Raw genomic sequence first — 17,102 nt, 5'->3', positions numbered from 1 at the left:
CGCGGGCCCCGGCAGGGGCCGGGCCCGTGGGGTGCGGGGTCAGGCCGTGCCCCCACGGGCGGCTGAGGCGGGTGCCGGCCGGGCGGCGGCGGTGATGCGGGTGACGGCCCTGCGCGTCAGCTCGCGGTCGTGCGGGCTGGTGTCCAGGGCGCGGTGCAGGGTCAGGCCCTCGATCAGCGCGTCGAGCTGACGGGCGGTGTCCGCGTCGAAGTGCCGCTCCAGCAGACGGCGGCTGCGGTGCATCCAGGCCCGGGTCAGCTCCCGGTAGGCCGGGTCGCGGGCGGCGAGGGTGTAGAGCTCCTGGGTCAGGACGAGATCGCGGCGGGGGCCTTCCGAGAGGGCGTGGACGAGGTCGGTGACCGCCTCACGGGCCTGTTCGGGACCGTCGGCCCGGCCGAGGTGCTGCTCGAAGACGGCCACGATGCGGTCGGCGAAGCGGGTGAAGGCCTCGTGCAGCAGCTCGTCGATGCCGGAGAAGTGATACGTCATCGACCCGAGGGGGACCCGGGCACGGGCGGCGATCTTGCGGTGGGAGACGCCGGCGACCCCCTCGTCGGCGATCAGGTCGAGGGTGGCGGCGAGAATCCGCTCACGTCGCTGCGGGTCGGTGCGTCCGGTGGCCATGAGGGGGCCTCGGCTCAGAGGTCGCGGACGGGACGGGCGGGGTTGCCGACGGCCAGGACGTTGGCCGGGATGTCCTTGGTGACCACCGCTCCGGCACCGATGACGGAGTTGTCGCCGATGGTCACCCCCGGGCACACGATGACGCCGCCGCCGAGCCAGACGTTGTCGCCGATGGTGATGGGGAGCGCGGCCTCCAGCTTGTCGCGCCGGGGCTGCGGCTCCAGGGGGTGGGTGGGGGTGAGGAGCTGGACGTTCGGGCCGATCTGGCAGTCCTCGCCGATGGTGATCCGCGCGACGTCCAGTGCCGTCAGGTTGTAGTTGACGAAGGTGCGGGCGCCGATGCGGATGTTGCTGCCGTAGTCGACATGGAGCGGCGGCCGTACGTCGACGCCCTCGCCCACCGCGCCGAGCAGCTCGGCCAGCAGCGGCCTGGCGCCGTCGGCGTCCTCGGCATAGGCGGCCTGGTAGCGGGCGGCGAGCCGCATCGCGCGCTGCTGCCGCCGGGCGATCTCCGGATCGTCGGCGATGTACAGGTCGCCCGCGAGCATGCGCTCCAGGTTGGTGCGCGGGTCGTCGGCGAAGTAGTCGGTCGGCATGCGGACGACCGTATCCCACGAAGTGTACGAACGTACACTCCTCCGGGCGGGGAAGGGCGCCCGGAGGAGTCCGGCGAGCGCCCGGAGGACGGCGTCCCACGGCTCTGCCGCACCGGTCCCGCGGCTCTGCGCGGCAGGGATGCATCCGGCGCGACGGATCCGCCGAGGGGCTCGGGCCCGCCTGCTGAAAACCCCACCTGCTGAAAAGGTGTGAACACCCGGCCGGTGCACGCCTCTTGCGCACGTTGTGCGCACGCGTCCGGCACGCACCCGGGCGGTGTGCGCACACCGGGGGACGGGAAGCCCGAGGGTCACAGGGGGGACCTGAAGTTCCGCGGCCCGTAGATCGCGCTGCCGGCTCCAGTGGAAAAAGCCCAGTAGCGGTCGCCGTAGGACCAGTGCCACCAGTCGGTGGGGTGGTGCACCAGGCCCACGGCGGTGAGCGCGTCACCGAGCAGTCGCCGGTTGGCCCGCGCTTCGGAGCTGATGCGAGGGGCGGGCGGGGAGCAGACGCCGTCGCTCTCCTCCGGTCCGGCGTTCACCCGGGTTCCCATGTCGAGTTCCCGCCCGTCGGCGGAGATCAGTGTGAGGTCCACCGCGGCACCGGCGCTGTGCGGCGCGATCTCCGGCGGGGACACATGGCGGCTCGCGGCCTCGCGCACCTGCGCGAGCGACCACTCCGGGTTCTCGGCGCGCAGTTCGGTGACGTACCTCTCGAAGTAGGAGCGCTGCAGCACGGGCGGCCGGTATCCCTCGACGAACAGCAGACGGATGCCGTCCGGAAGCAGTTCCTGTGCCTTGAGAAGACGGATCAGGACGCCTTCTCTCACATGCGCGAACGCCCCTAAGGAATCGGCCCTGCGGGGGTCGACGACGAGGGATTCCTGAAGCCGGACGTCCAGCAGCGGTTCACCGCAGTCGGCCACCGGGATCGTCGCGATTCTCGGATCAGACATCAGCACGGTCTCGCTCATGCACCGATCCTTGCCGACCGGTCCACCCGGCAGGTCGGGTTCGCACGATTGAGGAGCAGGTCACCGGGGCTGCGGAAAGAATGGCGGGAACGGACGGCAGGAAACGCACGAAAGGCGCCCAGCGGACAGTCCGCCGGGCGCCTCTCACCGTCGTGGGGCGGCGATCACAGCCTCTCGATGACGTAGTCGATGCACTTCGTCAGGGCCTCGATGTCCGCCGGGTCGATGGCCGGGAACATGGCGATGCGCAGCTGGTTGCGGCCGAGCTTGCGGTAGGGCTCGGTGTCGACGATGCCGTTGGCGCGCAGCACCTTGGCGACGGCGGCGGCGTCGATCTCGTCGGAGAAGTCGATCGTGCCGATGACCTGGGAGCGCTTGGCCGGGTCGGTGACGAACGGCGTCGCGAACTTCACCTCCTCCGCCCAGCCGTACAGCGTGCGGGCGGAGGCGGCGGTGCGGCGGACCGCCCAGTCCAGACCGCCCTGGCCGTTGAGCCACTCCAGCTGCTGGTTCAGCAGGAAGAGGGTGGCCAGGGCCGGGGTGTTGTACGTCTGGTTCTTGCGGGAGTTGTCGATCGCCGTGGGGAGGCTGAAGAACGCCGGGATGTGGCGGCCGGAGGCGTGGATGCGCTCGGCGCGCTCGAGGGCGGCGGGGGAGAAGATGCCGATCCACAGGCCGCCGTCGGAGGCGAAGGACTTCTGCGGGGCGAAGTAGTAGACGTCGGTCTCGGCGATGTCGACCGGCAGGCCGCCGGCACCGGAGGTGGCGTCGACCAGGACCAGGGCGTTCTCGTCGGCGCCCGCGACCCGCTTGATGGGCATGGCCACACCGGTCGAGGTCTCGTTGTGCGTGAAGGCGTAGACGTCGACGCCGGCCTCGGCCCGCGGCTCGGGGTGCGTGCCCGGGTCGGTGGAGATGACGGTCGGTTCGGCGAGCCACGGGGCGAGCTTGGCGGCCTTGGCGAACTTCGAGCTGAACTCGCCGAAGCTGAGGTGCTGCGACTTGTTCTCGATCAGACCGTGGGTCGCGATGTCCCAGAAGGCCGTGGAGCCGCCGTTGCCGAGCACGACCTCGTAGCCGTCGGGGAGCCGGAACAGCTCGCTGATGCCCTCACGTACCTTGCCGACCAGGCTCTTGACCGGAGCCTGGCGGTGGGAGGTGCCCATGAGGGACGTGCCGGTGGCGGCGAGGGCGTCCAGCGCCTCCGTCCGCACCTTGGAGGGACCCGCGCCGAAACGTCCGTCCGCGGGCTTGATGTCAGAGGGAATCTGGATCTCAGCCACGAACGGGAGCGTAGCGGGTCGGGGAAATCCGGGTGAAACACATTCCGCCGGATGAGACTGCCCAGGACAGCCCTTGGACAACCTCTGGACAACCCCTGGACAGCTCCCCGGAACAAACGCCCCGGACAGCCTGCTGGAGCGGTTCCGGACGGCCCCCGGGAGCAGCGATTCCGGACGGCTGCGGACGGCCCGGGACGGCCGCGTGGAGAGCTGTGTGCATGCTGGGACGCATGACCGATTCCTCGGGGCTTTCTTCCGGGTTTTCCTCCGGGATTCCGTCCGGGCTCCGGACGCGGCTGCGCCGGGCCGTGCGCGGTGACGTGGAGTTCGACGTCACCGCGCGGGCGCTGGTCACCATGGACGCCTCCAACTACCGGCGGGTCCCGCTGGGTGTGGTGGCTCCCCGGGACGCCGACGACGTGGCGGCGGTGCTGGAGATCTGCCGGGAGCACGGCGTGCCGGTGGTGGCGAGGGGCGGCGGGACGTCGATCGCGGGACAGGCGACCGGAACGGGCGTGGTGCTGGACTTCACCCGGCACATGAACCGGCTGCTGGAGATCGACGCCGGGACGCGGACGGCCGTCGTCCAGCCGGGGCTGGTCCTCGACCGGCTGCAGGAGGCCGCCGCACCGTACGGGCTGCGCTTCGGGGCGGACCCCTCCACGCACAGCCGCTGCACGCTCGGCGGGATGATCGGCAACAACGCGTGCGGCTCCCACTCGGTGGCCTGGGGGACGACCGCGGACGGGGTGCGGGAGCTGTCGGTGATCACCGCGCGCGGGCAACGGCTGCGGCTGGGACCGGGATGGGCCGGGGCCCCGGACGGACTGCGGGAGCTGGTGGAGGGCGAGCTGGCCCGGCTGCGCACCGGATTCCCCGAGCTGCCCCGCCGTATCTCCGGATACGCGCTGGACGCCCTGCTGCCCGAGCGCGGCGCGGACGTGGCGCGGTCCTTCTGCGGCTCGGAGGGCACCCTGGGCGTGCTGACCGAGGCGGTCGTACGGCTGGTGGAGGTGCCACGCGCGCGTGTACTGGTCGTCCTCGGGTACGCCGACGAGAGCGCCGCCGCCGAGGCCGCGGCCGGTCTGCTGCCGCACCGGCCGCTCACGGTGGAGGGCATGGCACGGGACCTGGTGCCCTCGGCGACCGGGCTGCCGCGGGGCGACGCCTGGCTGTTCGTGGAGACGGGCGGGGAGTCGGAGCGGGAGGCACGCGCGCACGCGGAGACGATCGTGCGCGCGGCCGGTGCCGTGGACGCGCTGATCGTCGGTGAACCGGCCGCCCAGCGCGCGCTGTGGCGGATCCGGGAGGACGCCAGCGGGACGGCGACCCGGATGCCCGACGGCACCGAGGCATGGCCGGGCTGGGAGGACTGCGCGGTGCCGCCGGCCCGGCTGGGCCCGTATCTGCGCGACTTCCGGGCCCTGCTGGCCGCCCACGGGCTGCGCGGCACGCCGTACGGGCACTTCGGGGACGGCTGCATCCACGTCCGCATCGACTTCGACCTGCTGACGAAGGAGGGGATCGGCCGTTTCCGGCGGTTCTCGGAGGAACTGGCCGGGCTGGTGGTGGCGCACGGCGGTTCGCTGTCCGGGGAGCACGGGGACGGACAGGCACGGGCCGAGCTGCTGCCGAGGATGTACGGCGAGGAGATGGTGGCCCTCTTCGAGCGGGTCAAGGGCATCTGGGACCCCGACGACCTGCTCAACCCCGGGATGCTGGTCCGCCCGGCCCCGCTGGACGCCAATCTGCGCTTCTCCGTGCTGCCCCGCCGCCCGGTCGACGTGGCCTTCGGCTACACGGCCGACGGCGGCGACTTCTCGGCGGCGGTACGCCGGTGCGTGGGCGTCGCCAAGTGCCGTACGACCACGGCGGCGGGCCCGGCGGTGATGTGCCCCTCCTTCCGGGTCACGGGCGAGGAGCGGCACTCCACGCGCGGGCGGGCCCGGCTGCTGCACGAGATGCTCGCGGGCGAGCTGGTGACCGACGGCTGGCGGTCGGCGGAGGTCCGGGACGCGCTCGACCTGTGCCTGGCGTGCAAGGGCTGCCGGTCCGACTGCCCGGTCGAGGTCGACATGGCCATGTACAAGGCGGAGTTCCTGCACCACCACTACGCCGGACGGCTCCGTCCCGCCGCCCACTACGTCCTGGGCCGGCTCCCGGTGTGGCTGCGCTGGGTGGCCCGTACCCGCACCGCCCCGCTGCTGAACGCGCTCGCCGCGGTGCCCCCGCTGGCGTCGGCGGCGAAACGGCTGGGCGGCATCGCCCCCGAACGGGACGTCCCACGGGTGGCGGGGGAGCCGTTCACCCGGTGGTGGCGCCGCAGGCGGACGGGCGGGGAGCGGGGGCGGGGCGAGCTGGTCGTCCTGTGGCCGGACACCTTCACCGAGCATCTGTCGCCCGCCGTGGGCCGTGCGGCCGTCCGGGTGCTGGAGGCCGCCGGGCTGCGGGTGGCGCTGCCGCCGACGCTGCACCTGCGCCGGCCTTTCGTGGGCGACGGACGGTCGGTGACCTTGAACCCGGTGTCCGTGCTGCGCGGCCGGGGACGGGTGTGCTGCGGGCTGACGTACCTCTCCACCGGCCAGCTCGACCGCGCCCGCGCCGTGCTGCGCCGCACCCTCGACCTGATGGAGCCGGTGCTCGAGACCTCCGCCCCGGTCGTCGTCCTGGAACCGAGCTGCGCCGCCGCCCTCCGCGCCGACCTGCCGGAACTGCTGCCCGACGACCCGCGCGCCCGGCGTCTGGCCGGCCGGGTGCTGACCTTCGCCGAGACCCTTCGGCGCCACGCCCCCGACTGGACCCCGCCCCGCCTGGACCGCCCGGTCGTCGGCCAGACCCACTGCCACCAGCACGCGGTCCTCGGCGATGCGGCCGACCGGGAGCTGCGCGCGGCGGCGGGACTGACCGGTGAACCGGCCGGTGGCTGCTGCGGCCTGGCCGGGAACTTCGGTTTCGAGAAGGGCCACTGGGAGGTGTCGGTGGCCTGCGCCGAGGAACAGCTCCTGCCGTCGGTGCGGCGGGCGCCGGACGGGGCGGTGGTCCTGGCGGACGGCTACTCGTGCCGTACGCAGCTGGAGCAGCTGGCCGGGGTGCGGGGGCGGCACCTGGCGGAGGTGCTGGCGGAGGGGCTGGAGAAGGGATCGGGGGAGAAGCCGGAAGAGGAGCCGGAGGGGAGGTGAGGGGGCCGCCCCTGGGTTTTCCGGGGGTGAGGGGTCGGGAGGGTCAAGGATTCTTCGGTCCGTTGTGTCCTGGTTCGAGTTCTCGGCCCTCCAGCCGCCCTTCTCGGAACGCGGCGTCGATCCATTCGGCGCGCTCGGCGGTCTGCTGCTGGAGCTTGGGGATGCCGAGGCCGGCGGTCTGGGCGGCGCACGAGGGTGGTTTTGCCGGTGGGGCGGGTGCCGACGGCGACTGTGCCACTGCGGTGGTCACTGCCCCCTGGGGCACTGCGGGGCCGACGTGAAACGCAACCCTCTTCACAGCCCAAACGTCAACGACCGCGATCTGTTACGCCCTCTGATGCCGTGGACGTTGGAAGGCGACGCGGAGCGTCAGTTCACGGAGTTGGCAGCCTGTGGTTGTGATGTTGTATCGGCGCGCGTTGTTGACGGCCGCCTCGGTCAGGACCTTGCGCCGATGGAGGTCGCGGCCCATCTCGTCCAGGGCTGTGGCCAGTGAGCGCGGGTCGCCAGGAATGTAGGGAACACCAGAGCTCCCGAGGATTTCCCTCACACCGGGAAGATCGGAGTGGGCAACCGGAAGTCCGTGGGCTTGAGCTTCGATGAGGACGAGCCCGAAAGCCTCCAAGCCTCTGGTCGTGAAGACGAAGACGTCGAATGTCGGCAGGCGGCGCCACAGTTCGGCGCGGGGTAGGAACGGTTCAAACCGAACCCGGTCTCGCAGCCCGAGTTCGTTGATTCGCTGTTCCAGACGACCCCGGAGGCTGCCGTCTCCGATCACGGTCAAGCGATGCGGCTGACAGGTCAGAGCGAGGGCTTCGATGGCGGTGATTGTGGATTTGTTGTCGTCCAGTCGGCCAGCGTGCACCAGGGACAGGGGCCCGGTTCCGGTAGGCGGTTGGTCGCGTACCCGGACATCGTTCAATGGGATGCCCCATGGGATGACGGTGAGCCGATCGGTGAATCGGTGTCCGGTGAGGCAGTCGATGCGGTCGGCGAGGGCAGAGGTCGGAGCTACGATCGCGGCGCTTGCGGCAGCCACTTCGTTCATGGCCTCGCGTTCCAGTGAGCTGCGCTCGGCTGCCATCACGTCGGGACCGTGGGCGATGGCGATGATCGGGATGTTGCCGACGGTTCGGGTGAGGGCCAGGCTGAGAGCGAACCCGAGGTACTGGGCGTGAATGGCATCCGGCTGCGGCTGGATCTTCTTGATGAGAGCACTGACCTCACGCGTGAGCTCGTCAACGTAGGCGTCGAAGTCCGGGCCGTGAGGCCGTTTCGTCGTGGAGAGGATGAGCAGCTGATCAAACGCGGCCTTCCACTCCTGATCAACCGGTGCCCTGCCCAGGAAGGTCGTGTGGACGTCAGGCATCGCGCTGCCATAGAGATCGCTGACGAGGATCATGCTCCCGGACGAAGGCTCGGAGGCGCGGTTGACACCGGTCAGGACGTTCAGGATTTTGGCGCTCATGTGGAAATTCCATTCAGTGATGACCGTTGGGGGAGAATCGAAGACCGGGCTTCCAAGGCCAACTTGACTTGTGAATTTTCTGCGGTGTCCTGCAGCTCGTGCTGACGGGGAGGCACCCACCACGACGCCAGGTGCGGTGTGAAGATAACTGCGATCTCATCGGCCGGATGTAAACATCCTTTGCTGTCCTGTTCTGCAAGCCATACCCGGACTGTCGACCGGGGGTAGACGGGATTGATCCCAATCTCTCCCTTGGGGAGGATTCCGTTGAAGGGGGTGGGTATTCCCTCGCAGTTCCAGTAGTTCCATGCCTCGAGGGCCTTGGCCTTCTCGAAGCAGTGATACAACTGCCGATAGCGGGGCATATACCGGATCTCGCGGAAGACTATCTGGCCGATCAATCCTGGCGCGGCTTTCCGGAGCATGTCGAGATCGGTGCCCTGGAAGGTTACTGTTGCTGCGTCCTGAGACGGGTGCAGTGCGGTTCGGGCGAACAGATGGGACAGGCGTCTCCGCACGTACTCGGCGACTCCCGGGACGAGTGCCGGTTCCATGCCTTCGATGATCTGAACGAGCCGGTGATGACGTGGATGGAAACGGGACAGGTCGAACACCTGGTCCATGCCGTCCACGGCGGCGTAGGCGAGTCGTTTGTAAAGCCAGTTGTTCAGTTCCCCGACCTGGGCGTAGGTCTTGGTCTCCGAGGTAGCGGAGTGGAGCATCAGGTATTCGGACACAACCTCGAAGTACAGGTAGCCAAGGAACGGCACATGCATCACGGCGTCGGACAACTGGTCGATGAACTGGGGCGCCGGGGTGGCGTGGCCGGCGGCGTTGCGCAGGGCGGTGTCGAGGAACGGGGCGGCGAGGCGCAACCCGGTCAGCACGGCGCGGTCGAGCTGCTCGTTCTCGGCCGGAGTGAGGAAGCTTTGGTAGCGCTGGAACGTGCGCAGGTGGATGGGACCGAGGTGCAAGTAGTCGATGCCCTTGGGCCGGATCGGGCCATCCGGGGTGACCTCGAGGATCATGGGCGTGGTGGAGGGTTTCGTTCGCAACAGGTAGGCGCCGAGGTTGTGCGGGCGCAATCCGTCGCGCTGGCTGGCGAGAGGTGAGCAGTACAGGGCCCCGACCAGGCATCCGGTGGAAACGTGCAACTCCCCGCTGGCGCGGATGGCTTCGATGTTCTTGGTGACGTGCAGCAGGTGCATCGGCCGTCCGCTGACGAGTGCTTCGGTCATGGCGTTGTTCTGCATCAGCCAGCCGTTGGGGGTTGAGTGCTCCAGATAGTCACGCCAGTCACTCTCGCTTTCTGCCAGCGATGCAGGAATATGACGCTGCGCGGGCACGGTGTAGTCCATGTGGGCGTGTTCCCATTCGTCGTGCAAGACAACTCCGGGGAAATGGATGATCGACTGCGGGGCCTGGGGGTTTGATCGGCTAAAGGGTCTCGACGTTCGGCCCGGAAAGGCGGTTTCGGCAGTCGAGAACATAGGCAGCGTGTTGCTGGATCATCGAGAGATCGAATTGCGGGTGATCCATGAGAAGGATCACTGCATCAGTGGCAGCCACTTCGTCCGGAGTTGCGTCGACCCGGGGCACGTTCAGCTTGGCGTCGTCGCCGTCTGGGATGTTGGGTTCGGCCCCACGGACATCGGCACCGAGGCCGAGGAGAAGTTCGGCGACACGTGCCGATGGAGAATTGCGAAGGTCAGTGGCGTTGTACTTGTAGGTCAAGCCGAGCAGCAGAATGCGAGATCCGCTGGCAGGAATTCCGCGCCTGTCGAGTGCTGCCACGGGACGCCGGACGACGTAGTCGGGCATGCGTCGGTTCACATCGGCGGCGAGTTCCGCGAACCGAAAGGGGATACCAAGCTCCTGCTGAACCTTCCAAGATAGGAACATCGGGTCAACGGGCAGGCAGTGCCCACCGACTCCCGGCCCCGGGGTGAACCGCATGAATCCGAATGGCTTGGTCGCGGCAGCGTCAATTGCCTCCCAAATGTCCACGCCGAGGGAAGCGGCCAACATTGCCAGCTCATTGATCATGGAGACGTTGACGAACCGGAAGGTGTTCTCGATCAGCTTGGCCAGTTCGGCGACCTTCGTCCCGGACACCGGTACCGTAGTCTGAAAAATTCCGTCGTAGAAGCCCTTGATCACGTCGAGTGATGTGACGTTGATCCCCGACACCAACTTCGGCGTCCCCTCGAACGACCAACGCTTGTTTCCGAGCCGCTCGGGACTGAATCCGGCCAGGAAGTCCACCCCGCCCTTGAGACCCGACACCTCCTCCAGGATCGGCAGCAGTAATTCCTCCGTGGTGCCGGGATAGGACGTGGACTCCAGGACCACCGTCGCACCAGGGCGAAGGTACTTGCCCAGCATCCGGGCGCAGGACTCGATGTAGCTCAAGTCCGGCACGTCGTCCCGCAGGGGGGTCGGCACAGTGATCACCGCGATGTCGAAGCCGGCGAGCGCGTCAGCGTCGGTGGTCGCGGAGTAGGCCCCGGACTTCAGCACTGCGCACAGCCGCGAGGAGTCCACCTCCCTCACGTAAGACCGGCCGGCGGCGAGCTGCCCGACGCGGTGCGTGTCCACGTCGTAGCCGACGACACGGTGCCCCACCTCAGCGGCGCGTACGGCCAAGGGAAGCCCCACATAGCCTTGGCCTGCGACAACTACCTGCATGGCGACTCCTACTCGAAACCGGTGCTTGAATGGACTCTCGTTCTTGGGCTGGTGAGGAGAAGGACTGTGCCCCTGGTGTCGGTCGTGATGCCCGTGTACAACTCGGCAGCCACCCTCGGCGCAGCCGTCCGATCGGTGCTCACGCAGACCCACAGCGACCTGGAGCTGCTGGTCACCGATGACCAGTCCTCCGATGGGTCCATGGACCTGCTTCGCGAGTTCGCCGAGCAGGACGAGCGCGTCCTGCCGGAGTCGGCACCCGAGCGGGGTGGTGCGGGCCGGGCCCGCAACCTGGCGATTCAGCGGGCCCGCGGGGACTACATCGCCTTTCTCGACAGCGACGACATGTGGCTTCCGGAGAAGATCGAGAAGCAGCTCGCCTTCGCCGCGGAGGGTGATGCGCCGCTGACGTTCACCTCGTACTACAAGATGGACGCCGACTACGACGGCGAGAGCACCGACTGGGTCCCGAACGGGCGGGTGATCCATGCGCGCGAGCATGTCGACTACCGCGCGATGCTGGTCCGAGACCACATAGGTGCCCTCACCGCCATGTACGACCGCAAGGTGCTGGGCACGAGGCTGATGCCGGAGATGCGCAAGCGCCAGGATTACGCCCTCTGGCTGTCGATCATGCGGGACGGCGTGGACGCGCGGGGCCTGGATGAACCGCTTGCGGTGTACCGAGCCCACAGGGCGGGATCGCTGTCCTCCAACAAGCTGTCGCTTGTGAAGTACAACTGGGCCCTCTACCGCGAGCACGAGCATCTGTCCGTCCCACGCGCGACGCGGGCACTGGCCGGCGCTGTGTGGCAGTCGCTGCGCAACTCGCGCATCTAGCTCCGTGCACGGACCCGGAAAGCCGGCGCGCGACCGTTTCCGGGAGTGCCCGGCCAGGCCCCACCCCGTGGCCGTGCCACATGCCCGAGGCTGGCCCGAAGGGCGGCACTCGGCGGGCCACCAGTGCCGTCGGTCGGCTACACGACCACGCCGTCACCGGCCCTCGCCCGCAGGAACAACTGGAGGAGCAGCCGCCGGTCGGAGACCGGAACGGCCTCCTGGCCGCTGTGGAGCGCCTCCCGACCGTGCAGGAAGCGGCGCTGATTCACGATGAGGTAGTCCCCGGGCTGGAGCATGAAGGAGATCTGCCCCCGGACGAGTTCCTCGGCAAGCTTCCTGGCGGCGTCAGTGTGCGCCTGGCTGAGCTGGGACCTCTCCAGCATCTTGGCGGTGAACCGGACGAACCCCCTGCCTGGGGCGGAGCCGTCCAGGACCGGGAACGGCTTGTACTCCTCGCCGACGCCGAACAGGTCGTAGAACGTCCCGTAGTGGTAGGCAACCTCAGCCAGGAGGGCACGGGTGTCCTCCGGGAGCCGTGCCACGGCGGCGTGGGCGTCGGAGAGGATGCTCAGGCCGCCGCCGAGCGGGTCGGGGCGGACGCACAGGAGCGTGGTGTAGTCCGGGGGCAGGGTGGCGTTCACCAGGTCCATGTGAAACGCGTTGTATCCGGTCCCGGAGGACTTGCCAGGGTCCTTGGCGGTCTTGACCCCGATGTCCTTCCACAGAGGCCACTTCGGGAAGGGAGAGAAGGGGACGGCCACCTCGGCCGCGAAGGCCGTTGCCAGCCGCAGGAATCGGTCCCCGGTTCCCAGAGCCCTGGCGAGGTTCCCCAGGCGCAGCACCGCGTAGCCACCGTCCTGTCCGGTCAGCGCGCGGCGCAAGGCTGCGACGGTCTCCTCGAACCCGGGGGCAGCCGTCAGCTCTGCCCGGTACCGCTCCATCGTGCGCTTCACCAGCAACGAGCCGTCCAGCTCCCACGGCGGGAGAGGAAGACTTGCCAGAGCAGCTTCGAGTTGGTTCGGGATGTCGATGAACATACGGAACCTCCAAATCTCTTGGGGTGTTCGTCGTGTCGCTTGAACGGCGCGGGCCAACCGGTACTGGATCGCCGGACGTCACCCGGGCCACCGGACAGGTGATCAGAGGGATGTGCCCCTCTCCGGCGGGTGAGTACCGGCCACAGGGGGAGCCGACGATTCCGTCGTCCGCCGGAGAAGGGAGTCGAGAGCGCACCTGGTCAGAACGCGTGGGGTTACGTCGTCGTGTGCTGCCGGGGGTGCATCAGCTCCTCCAGGTCCACAACGCGGAACGAGCCCGGGCCCGCACCAGTTGTGAGGCGAGGAACGTGGACAAGTTCGGGTGCCCGTAGGGCAGGGGCGTGTCGGGGCTCGCCATCACCTGCACGCCGTCCTCGCCGTAGCCGTAGATCGTGCCGTTTTCTTGTCGGCCTTGTTGATGCACGCGAGCCGACCAGTTGCTTGAGGTGGCGCGTAAGCGCTGAGCAATGCCTTCGAGGTGCTACCTCGTCGATGACGGCGCAGACGTCGTCGAGCAAGGCGGAGCTGTTGGAGGGATTTCAGATGCGTGTCTTGACCAGCGCCTCTTCGAGTTCTGCGGCGGTGAGGGGCGGTTTTCGTCTCGCCGGCTGGTGCTGGGCGGTCGTCATGTCGAGCACCTCATAGGCAGGCGGTTGTTCAGTTGTTCGCCACCCGTAGGGACGCGGATTGCGGGCTGCTCGGGCATGACGGCTGGGCATTCGGGACTCCCATTGCGCAGGCCAGGTGCACCCGGGACTTGCGCCGCCTGTAGCTCGGCCCAGACGACCTTGCCCCAGTGCTTTTGGTCGTAGCCCCACTTCGTGCTCAGCAGATCCACCAGGTGGAGTCCCCGCCCGTTCTCGTCCTGCGGGTGTGCTTTCCGGAGCACGGGCGCCGACCACCGGTTCCCATCCGACACGCTGATGCGGACGGTGTCCTGGCTGAGGCGGGAAATCTTCACGTGCAGCAACCGGCACTTGGAGTGGTTGATGGTGTTGGTGGCAAGTTCGGAGACGATGATTTCTCCTACCGGGGCCAGATCGTTCATCCCCCACAGGCACATGGCCTCCTCCACGAGTCGGCGGGCCTTATGAGCAGACTTCGGTTCGCACGGCCACGTTTCGCTGTAACTTGAGGTGCCGGTCCCAGCTGGTCTGGCTGTCATCATCATTGAGCACTTGCCTTTACGAGGGGGTGGATTCCCCGGCTCCGGATTGCGGTGCACCAGAGCCAGGTTTTCTCCGCACGCCAGAAGGGAACCGGGTGGCTTGGTCACTTCAAGACGGCTGACGTCCAGCCAACCGCTGAAGACCGAAGCGAACAACGGCATCAATGCGGCACCTTTGACGCATCTCTGATGCACAGGAAACGCCGCGTGCGCAACGCCCTGGTCAAGCGGGGAAAGTGGGAAAGGAGCCGTCGTGAACTTTGCCAAGCGGCGTAAAGCCATGGGTTACAGTCAGGAGCAGTTCGCACATGCTCTCGGTGTGGACCGCACAACGGTCGGCCGCTGGGAGCGACGAGAGACACAGCCCACGCCCGAGCAGCGGCCGAAGATCGCCCAACTACTGCGCCTGGACCTCTCTGAACTCGACGCACTGCTGACCCCTTTACGGGCCGATCTTCCGGAGTCCGCGGCGTCGCTGATGAGTTCTCCTCGCGGTTCCGGGGGAATCATCGACGACATGATCCGACGCGAGTTCCTGCGCCTGCTGGCGGTGACCGGCGCACTCACGGCTCTCGATACGCAGACGGCCGAGGCCGTGGCGGAGTCCGCCGACCGGAGCTCGATCGACGACTTCCACATCATGAACAGGCACCTGTGGCAGGTGTACCAGCTCGCCCGCTCCAAGCGTTCGGTCACCGTGGTCGTACAGGACCAGCTCGTCGCGCTCAACGACACGCTGAAGTCCGGTCCGTCGCGATACGCGGACAGCCTGTGCACAGTGGTCGGCGACCTCTTCCAACTCGCCGGAGAACTGGCCTTCGACGCGAACCGGTACACGGACGCAGCAGCCTCCTACACCCTGGCGGCCTCTGCGAGCGCCCAGGCGCGGTCCTTCGATCTGTGGGCGTGCGCGTTGGTCCGGCATGCCTATGTCGACATGTACGCGCGCCGCTACGCGGAGGCCGCCGAGACCCTCGAAGTCGCACGGGGGATCGCCGTGCGCGGGGACAGTTCCCTCTCCACCAGGTATTGGGTCGCATCCGTGCAGGCGGAGGCGTACGCCAATCTGCGGAACCAGACGGCGTGCGAGCGTGCGATGGAGGAGGCGCAGAAGGTGTCAGGCCTTCCGGCGCCTGTGCACAACGCCGGCTGGCTGCGGTTCGACGGCTCGCGGTTGGCCGAGGAACGAGGAGCGCGCTACGTGCAGCTCGGCCATCTGGACCTGGCCGAGGACACGCTGAGGACGGCTCTGACGTCCGGCGCGCTCAAAAGCGGTCTGTCCTTCCGCCGCCGTGGCGCCGTGCTGGCTGATCTCGCCACGATCGGGGCCAAGCGGCGTGATGCCGAGCAGGTCGTCACCTACGGCAGTGAGGCGCTCCAGCTGGCCAAACAGTCAGGATCCGGATACGTCGTCCGTAGACTCCAGATGTTGCGCGCAGAATTCGGCTCTTTGGGGCAGGATCGCCGCGTGGCCGAGTTGGCCGCCGAGATCGGTGTGCTGTGCACAACCTGACGGAAGGGATGGGCATGTCGGAAGCCGCGGGCGCTCGACTGTTCCGTGAAGCGTGGATCGCAGGAGTGCGCAAGCACTTCCCCGGTGAGCCGAAGCCGGGCTATGTGGCTCCGTGGGAGGAGACGCCCGAGTGGGAGCGCGAGGCTGCCGGCGCCGTGTACGAGCAGGTGCGCCAGTTCCTCGAACTGAGCGGTGGGCACGCATCCCGCCTGTCGCGCGAGCAGAAGGGGCGTTTCGTCGCAACGTGCTGGACCGCGCAGATGTACAAGCACTTCGAGGACCCCAAGCCGGCGTACGTGGCTGACTGGCCCGCTCTGCCGACGTGGCAGCAGGAGACCGACGCCGACATCTTCGAGGCCATCGCGACGTCCTTGGCCTGACCGGTCATGCGCAGTGCCCCGCTTCCCGGGGCCGGGAAGCGGGGCACTGCGTGTCAGTGGCCGCCGGCCGGTGGGCCGAGGGCAGAGGACGACGGAAGGCCGTGCCGTCCCGGTCTTCACCGACCGCCATGCCCCTCCCCCATGTCGGTCAGCGCGTACGCCGGGCTTCAGAACGCCGGGCCCCTGCTCATGCCGGTGCGCGCCGCCCTCTGCTTTCATGGACTGAGACAGGCCCAAAAGGCTTCACACGCCTGACCTGAGTTCATTACCCTGGACTTTGAAGTACATCATGCTGGACTAATTCCGAGTTGAGGCCCGTGGACAGCCACCCCACCCCCGTCACCCCGTCCTCGTCGGCCCCGGCCGCTTCCGCCCCGGCCGCTTCCGCCCCGGCCGTCCCCGCGTCCGCGTCCAAAGGGCCGGGAGGGCCGGGCCGTTTCGGCTCGCTGGGGCCGGTCGGCCTGGTGCTCGCCGGCGGTGTCTCGGTGCAGTTCGGCGGCGCGCTGGCCGTGGCGCTGATGCCGAGGGCGGGCGCGCTCGGTGTGGTGACCCTGCGGCTGGTGGTGGGCGCGCTCGTGCTCCTGGTGTTCTGCCGGCCGCGGCTGCGCGGGTACTCGCGCGCCGACTGGGGCACGGTCGTCGTCTTCGGCATTGTGACGGCCGCCATGAACGGCCTCTTCTACCAGGCCATCGACCGCATCCCGCTCGGCCCCGCCGTCACCCTGGAGGTCCTCGGCCCGCTCACCCTGTCGGTGCTGGCCTCGCGTCGTCTGATCAACATCGTGTGGGCCGCCCTCGCCCTGACCGGTGTCTTTCTGCTCGGGGGCGGCGGCTTCAGCGATCTGGACCTCGTCGGGGTCGCCTTCGCGCTGGCGGCGGGCGGCATGTGGGCGGCCTACATCGTCTTCAGCGCCCGGACCGGCCGCCGCTTCCCGCAGGCCGACGGGCTGGCCCTGGCGATGGCGGTGGGCGCGGTGCTGTTCCTGCCGCTGGGGATCGCCGAGTCGGGCGCGAAGCTGATCGATCCGACGACGCTCGCGCTGGGCGCGGCGGTCGCGCTGCTGTCCTCGGTCCTGCCCTACACCCTCGAGCTGCTCGCCCTGCGCCGCCTGCCCGCCTCCACCTTCGCGATCCTCATGAGCCTGGAGCCGGCTCTCGCCGCCACGGCCGGCTTCCTCGTCCTCGGCCAGTCCCTCTCCCCTGACCAGGCCGCGGCGATCGCCCTGGTCATCGCGGCGAGCATGGGGGCGGTGCGGACCCAGGCGAACCAGCGGACCCAGGCGAACCGGGGGAAGGCGCCGGAGCCCGGGGCGGAGTCCTGAGAGCGGGGGCGGAGTCCTGAGAACCGAGGG

The 17,102-nt window shown here is 68.7% G+C and carries 14 protein-coding genes; 5 read left to right on the top strand and 9 right to left on the bottom strand.

Annotated features, from left to right (window positions below; translation table 11 throughout):
• Positions 1–39: 39 nt before the first annotated feature.
• From ABD224_RS14260 to serC, 4 genes are all read right to left on the bottom strand, one after another.
• Positions 40–624, bottom strand: a complete 585-nt coding sequence (locus tag ABD224_RS14260) for a TetR/AcrR family transcriptional regulator (protein WP_344049915.1) — start codon at positions 622–624, stop codon at positions 40–42.
• Between the two features lie 14 nt (positions 625–638).
• Entirely contained in the window at positions 639–1,220 is a 582-nt protein-coding gene (locus ABD224_RS14255; RefSeq protein ID WP_344049914.1) for a sugar O-acetyltransferase, read from the bottom strand.
• Positions 1,221–1,531: 311 nt separating this feature from the next.
• Complete coding sequence (locus ABD224_RS14250; RefSeq protein WP_344049913.1) at positions 1,532–2,194, bottom strand: M15 family metallopeptidase; 663 nt, start codon at positions 2,192–2,194, stop codon at positions 1,532–1,534.
• Between the two features lie 164 nt (positions 2,195–2,358).
• Positions 2,359–3,477: a phosphoserine transaminase gene (gene serC, locus ABD224_RS14245; protein WP_344049912.1), complete on the bottom strand. Its 1,119-nt coding sequence runs from the start codon at positions 3,475–3,477 to the stop codon at positions 2,359–2,361.
• 230 nt (positions 3,478–3,707) lie between these two features.
• Between serC and ABD224_RS14240 the strand changes: the two genes are divergently transcribed.
• Positions 3,708–6,656, top strand: a complete 2,949-nt coding sequence (locus ABD224_RS14240) for an FAD-binding and (Fe-S)-binding domain-containing protein (protein ID WP_344049911.1) — start codon at positions 3,708–3,710, stop codon at positions 6,654–6,656.
• Between the two features lie 325 nt (positions 6,657–6,981).
• Here the strand turns inward: ABD224_RS14240 and ABD224_RS14235 are convergent, their stop codons facing one another.
• From ABD224_RS14235 to ABD224_RS14225, 3 genes are all read right to left on the bottom strand, one after another.
• Positions 6,982–8,124, bottom strand: coding sequence for a glycosyltransferase family 4 protein (locus ABD224_RS14235; RefSeq protein ID WP_344049910.1), 1,143 nt, complete (start codon positions 8,122–8,124; stop codon positions 6,982–6,984).
• A complete protein-coding gene (locus tag ABD224_RS14230; protein ID WP_344049909.1) occupies positions 8,121–9,482 on the bottom strand; it encodes a hypothetical protein in 1,362 nt (453 codons plus the stop codon). Before ABD224_RS14230 ends, ABD224_RS14235 begins: the two co-directional genes overlap by 4 nt.
• A 79-nt stretch (positions 9,483–9,561) precedes the next feature.
• Positions 9,562–10,812 carry a nucleotide sugar dehydrogenase gene (locus ABD224_RS14225; RefSeq protein ID WP_344049908.1) on the bottom strand — a complete coding sequence of 417 codons (1,251 nt, stop codon included), beginning with the start codon at positions 10,810–10,812 and terminating at the stop codon, positions 9,562–9,564.
• Positions 10,813–10,878: 66 nt separating this feature from the next.
• On the opposite strand from ABD224_RS14225, the gene ABD224_RS14220 reads away from it, so the two are divergent.
• Complete coding sequence (locus ABD224_RS14220) at positions 10,879–11,652, top strand: glycosyltransferase family 2 protein (RefSeq protein ID WP_067395925.1); 774 nt, start codon at positions 10,879–10,881, stop codon at positions 11,650–11,652.
• A gap of 137 nt (positions 11,653–11,789) precedes the next feature.
• On the opposite strand, the gene ABD224_RS14215 is transcribed toward ABD224_RS14220, so the two are convergent.
• A complete protein-coding gene (locus ABD224_RS14215; protein ID WP_344049906.1) occupies positions 11,790–12,689 on the bottom strand; it encodes a TauD/TfdA family dioxygenase in 900 nt (299 codons plus the stop codon).
• 625 nt (positions 12,690–13,314) lie between these two features.
• A complete protein-coding gene (locus ABD224_RS14210; RefSeq protein WP_344049905.1) occupies positions 13,315–14,019 on the bottom strand; it encodes an ATP-binding protein in 705 nt (234 codons plus the stop codon).
• A gap of 91 nt (positions 14,020–14,110) precedes the next feature.
• Between ABD224_RS14210 and ABD224_RS14205 the strand changes: the two genes are divergently transcribed.
• The 3 genes from ABD224_RS14205 (at position 14,111) to ABD224_RS14195 (ending at position 17,072) form a co-directional block, all read left to right on the top strand.
• A complete protein-coding gene (locus ABD224_RS14205; RefSeq protein WP_344049904.1) occupies positions 14,111–15,370 on the top strand; it encodes a helix-turn-helix transcriptional regulator in 1,260 nt (419 codons plus the stop codon).
• A gap of 14 nt (positions 15,371–15,384) precedes the next feature.
• On the top strand, positions 15,385–15,750 hold the full coding sequence (locus tag ABD224_RS14200) for a hypothetical protein (protein WP_344049903.1): 366 nt from the start codon (positions 15,385–15,387) through the stop codon (positions 15,748–15,750).
• A gap of 317 nt (positions 15,751–16,067) precedes the next feature.
• Positions 16,068–17,072, top strand: coding sequence for an EamA family transporter (locus ABD224_RS14195; RefSeq protein WP_344049901.1), 1,005 nt, complete (start codon positions 16,068–16,070; stop codon positions 17,070–17,072).
• The last annotated feature ends 30 nt before the right edge of the window (positions 17,073–17,102 follow it).

It is taken from the genome of Streptomyces thermoalcalitolerans (genome assembly GCF_039525155.1).
Taxonomy (GTDB): domain Bacteria; phylum Actinomycetota; class Actinomycetes; order Streptomycetales; family Streptomycetaceae; genus Streptomyces; species Streptomyces thermovulgaris.
The sequence above is the reverse complement of the archived record's forward strand: the minus strand, read 5'-3'. Positions and strand labels throughout refer to the sequence as shown.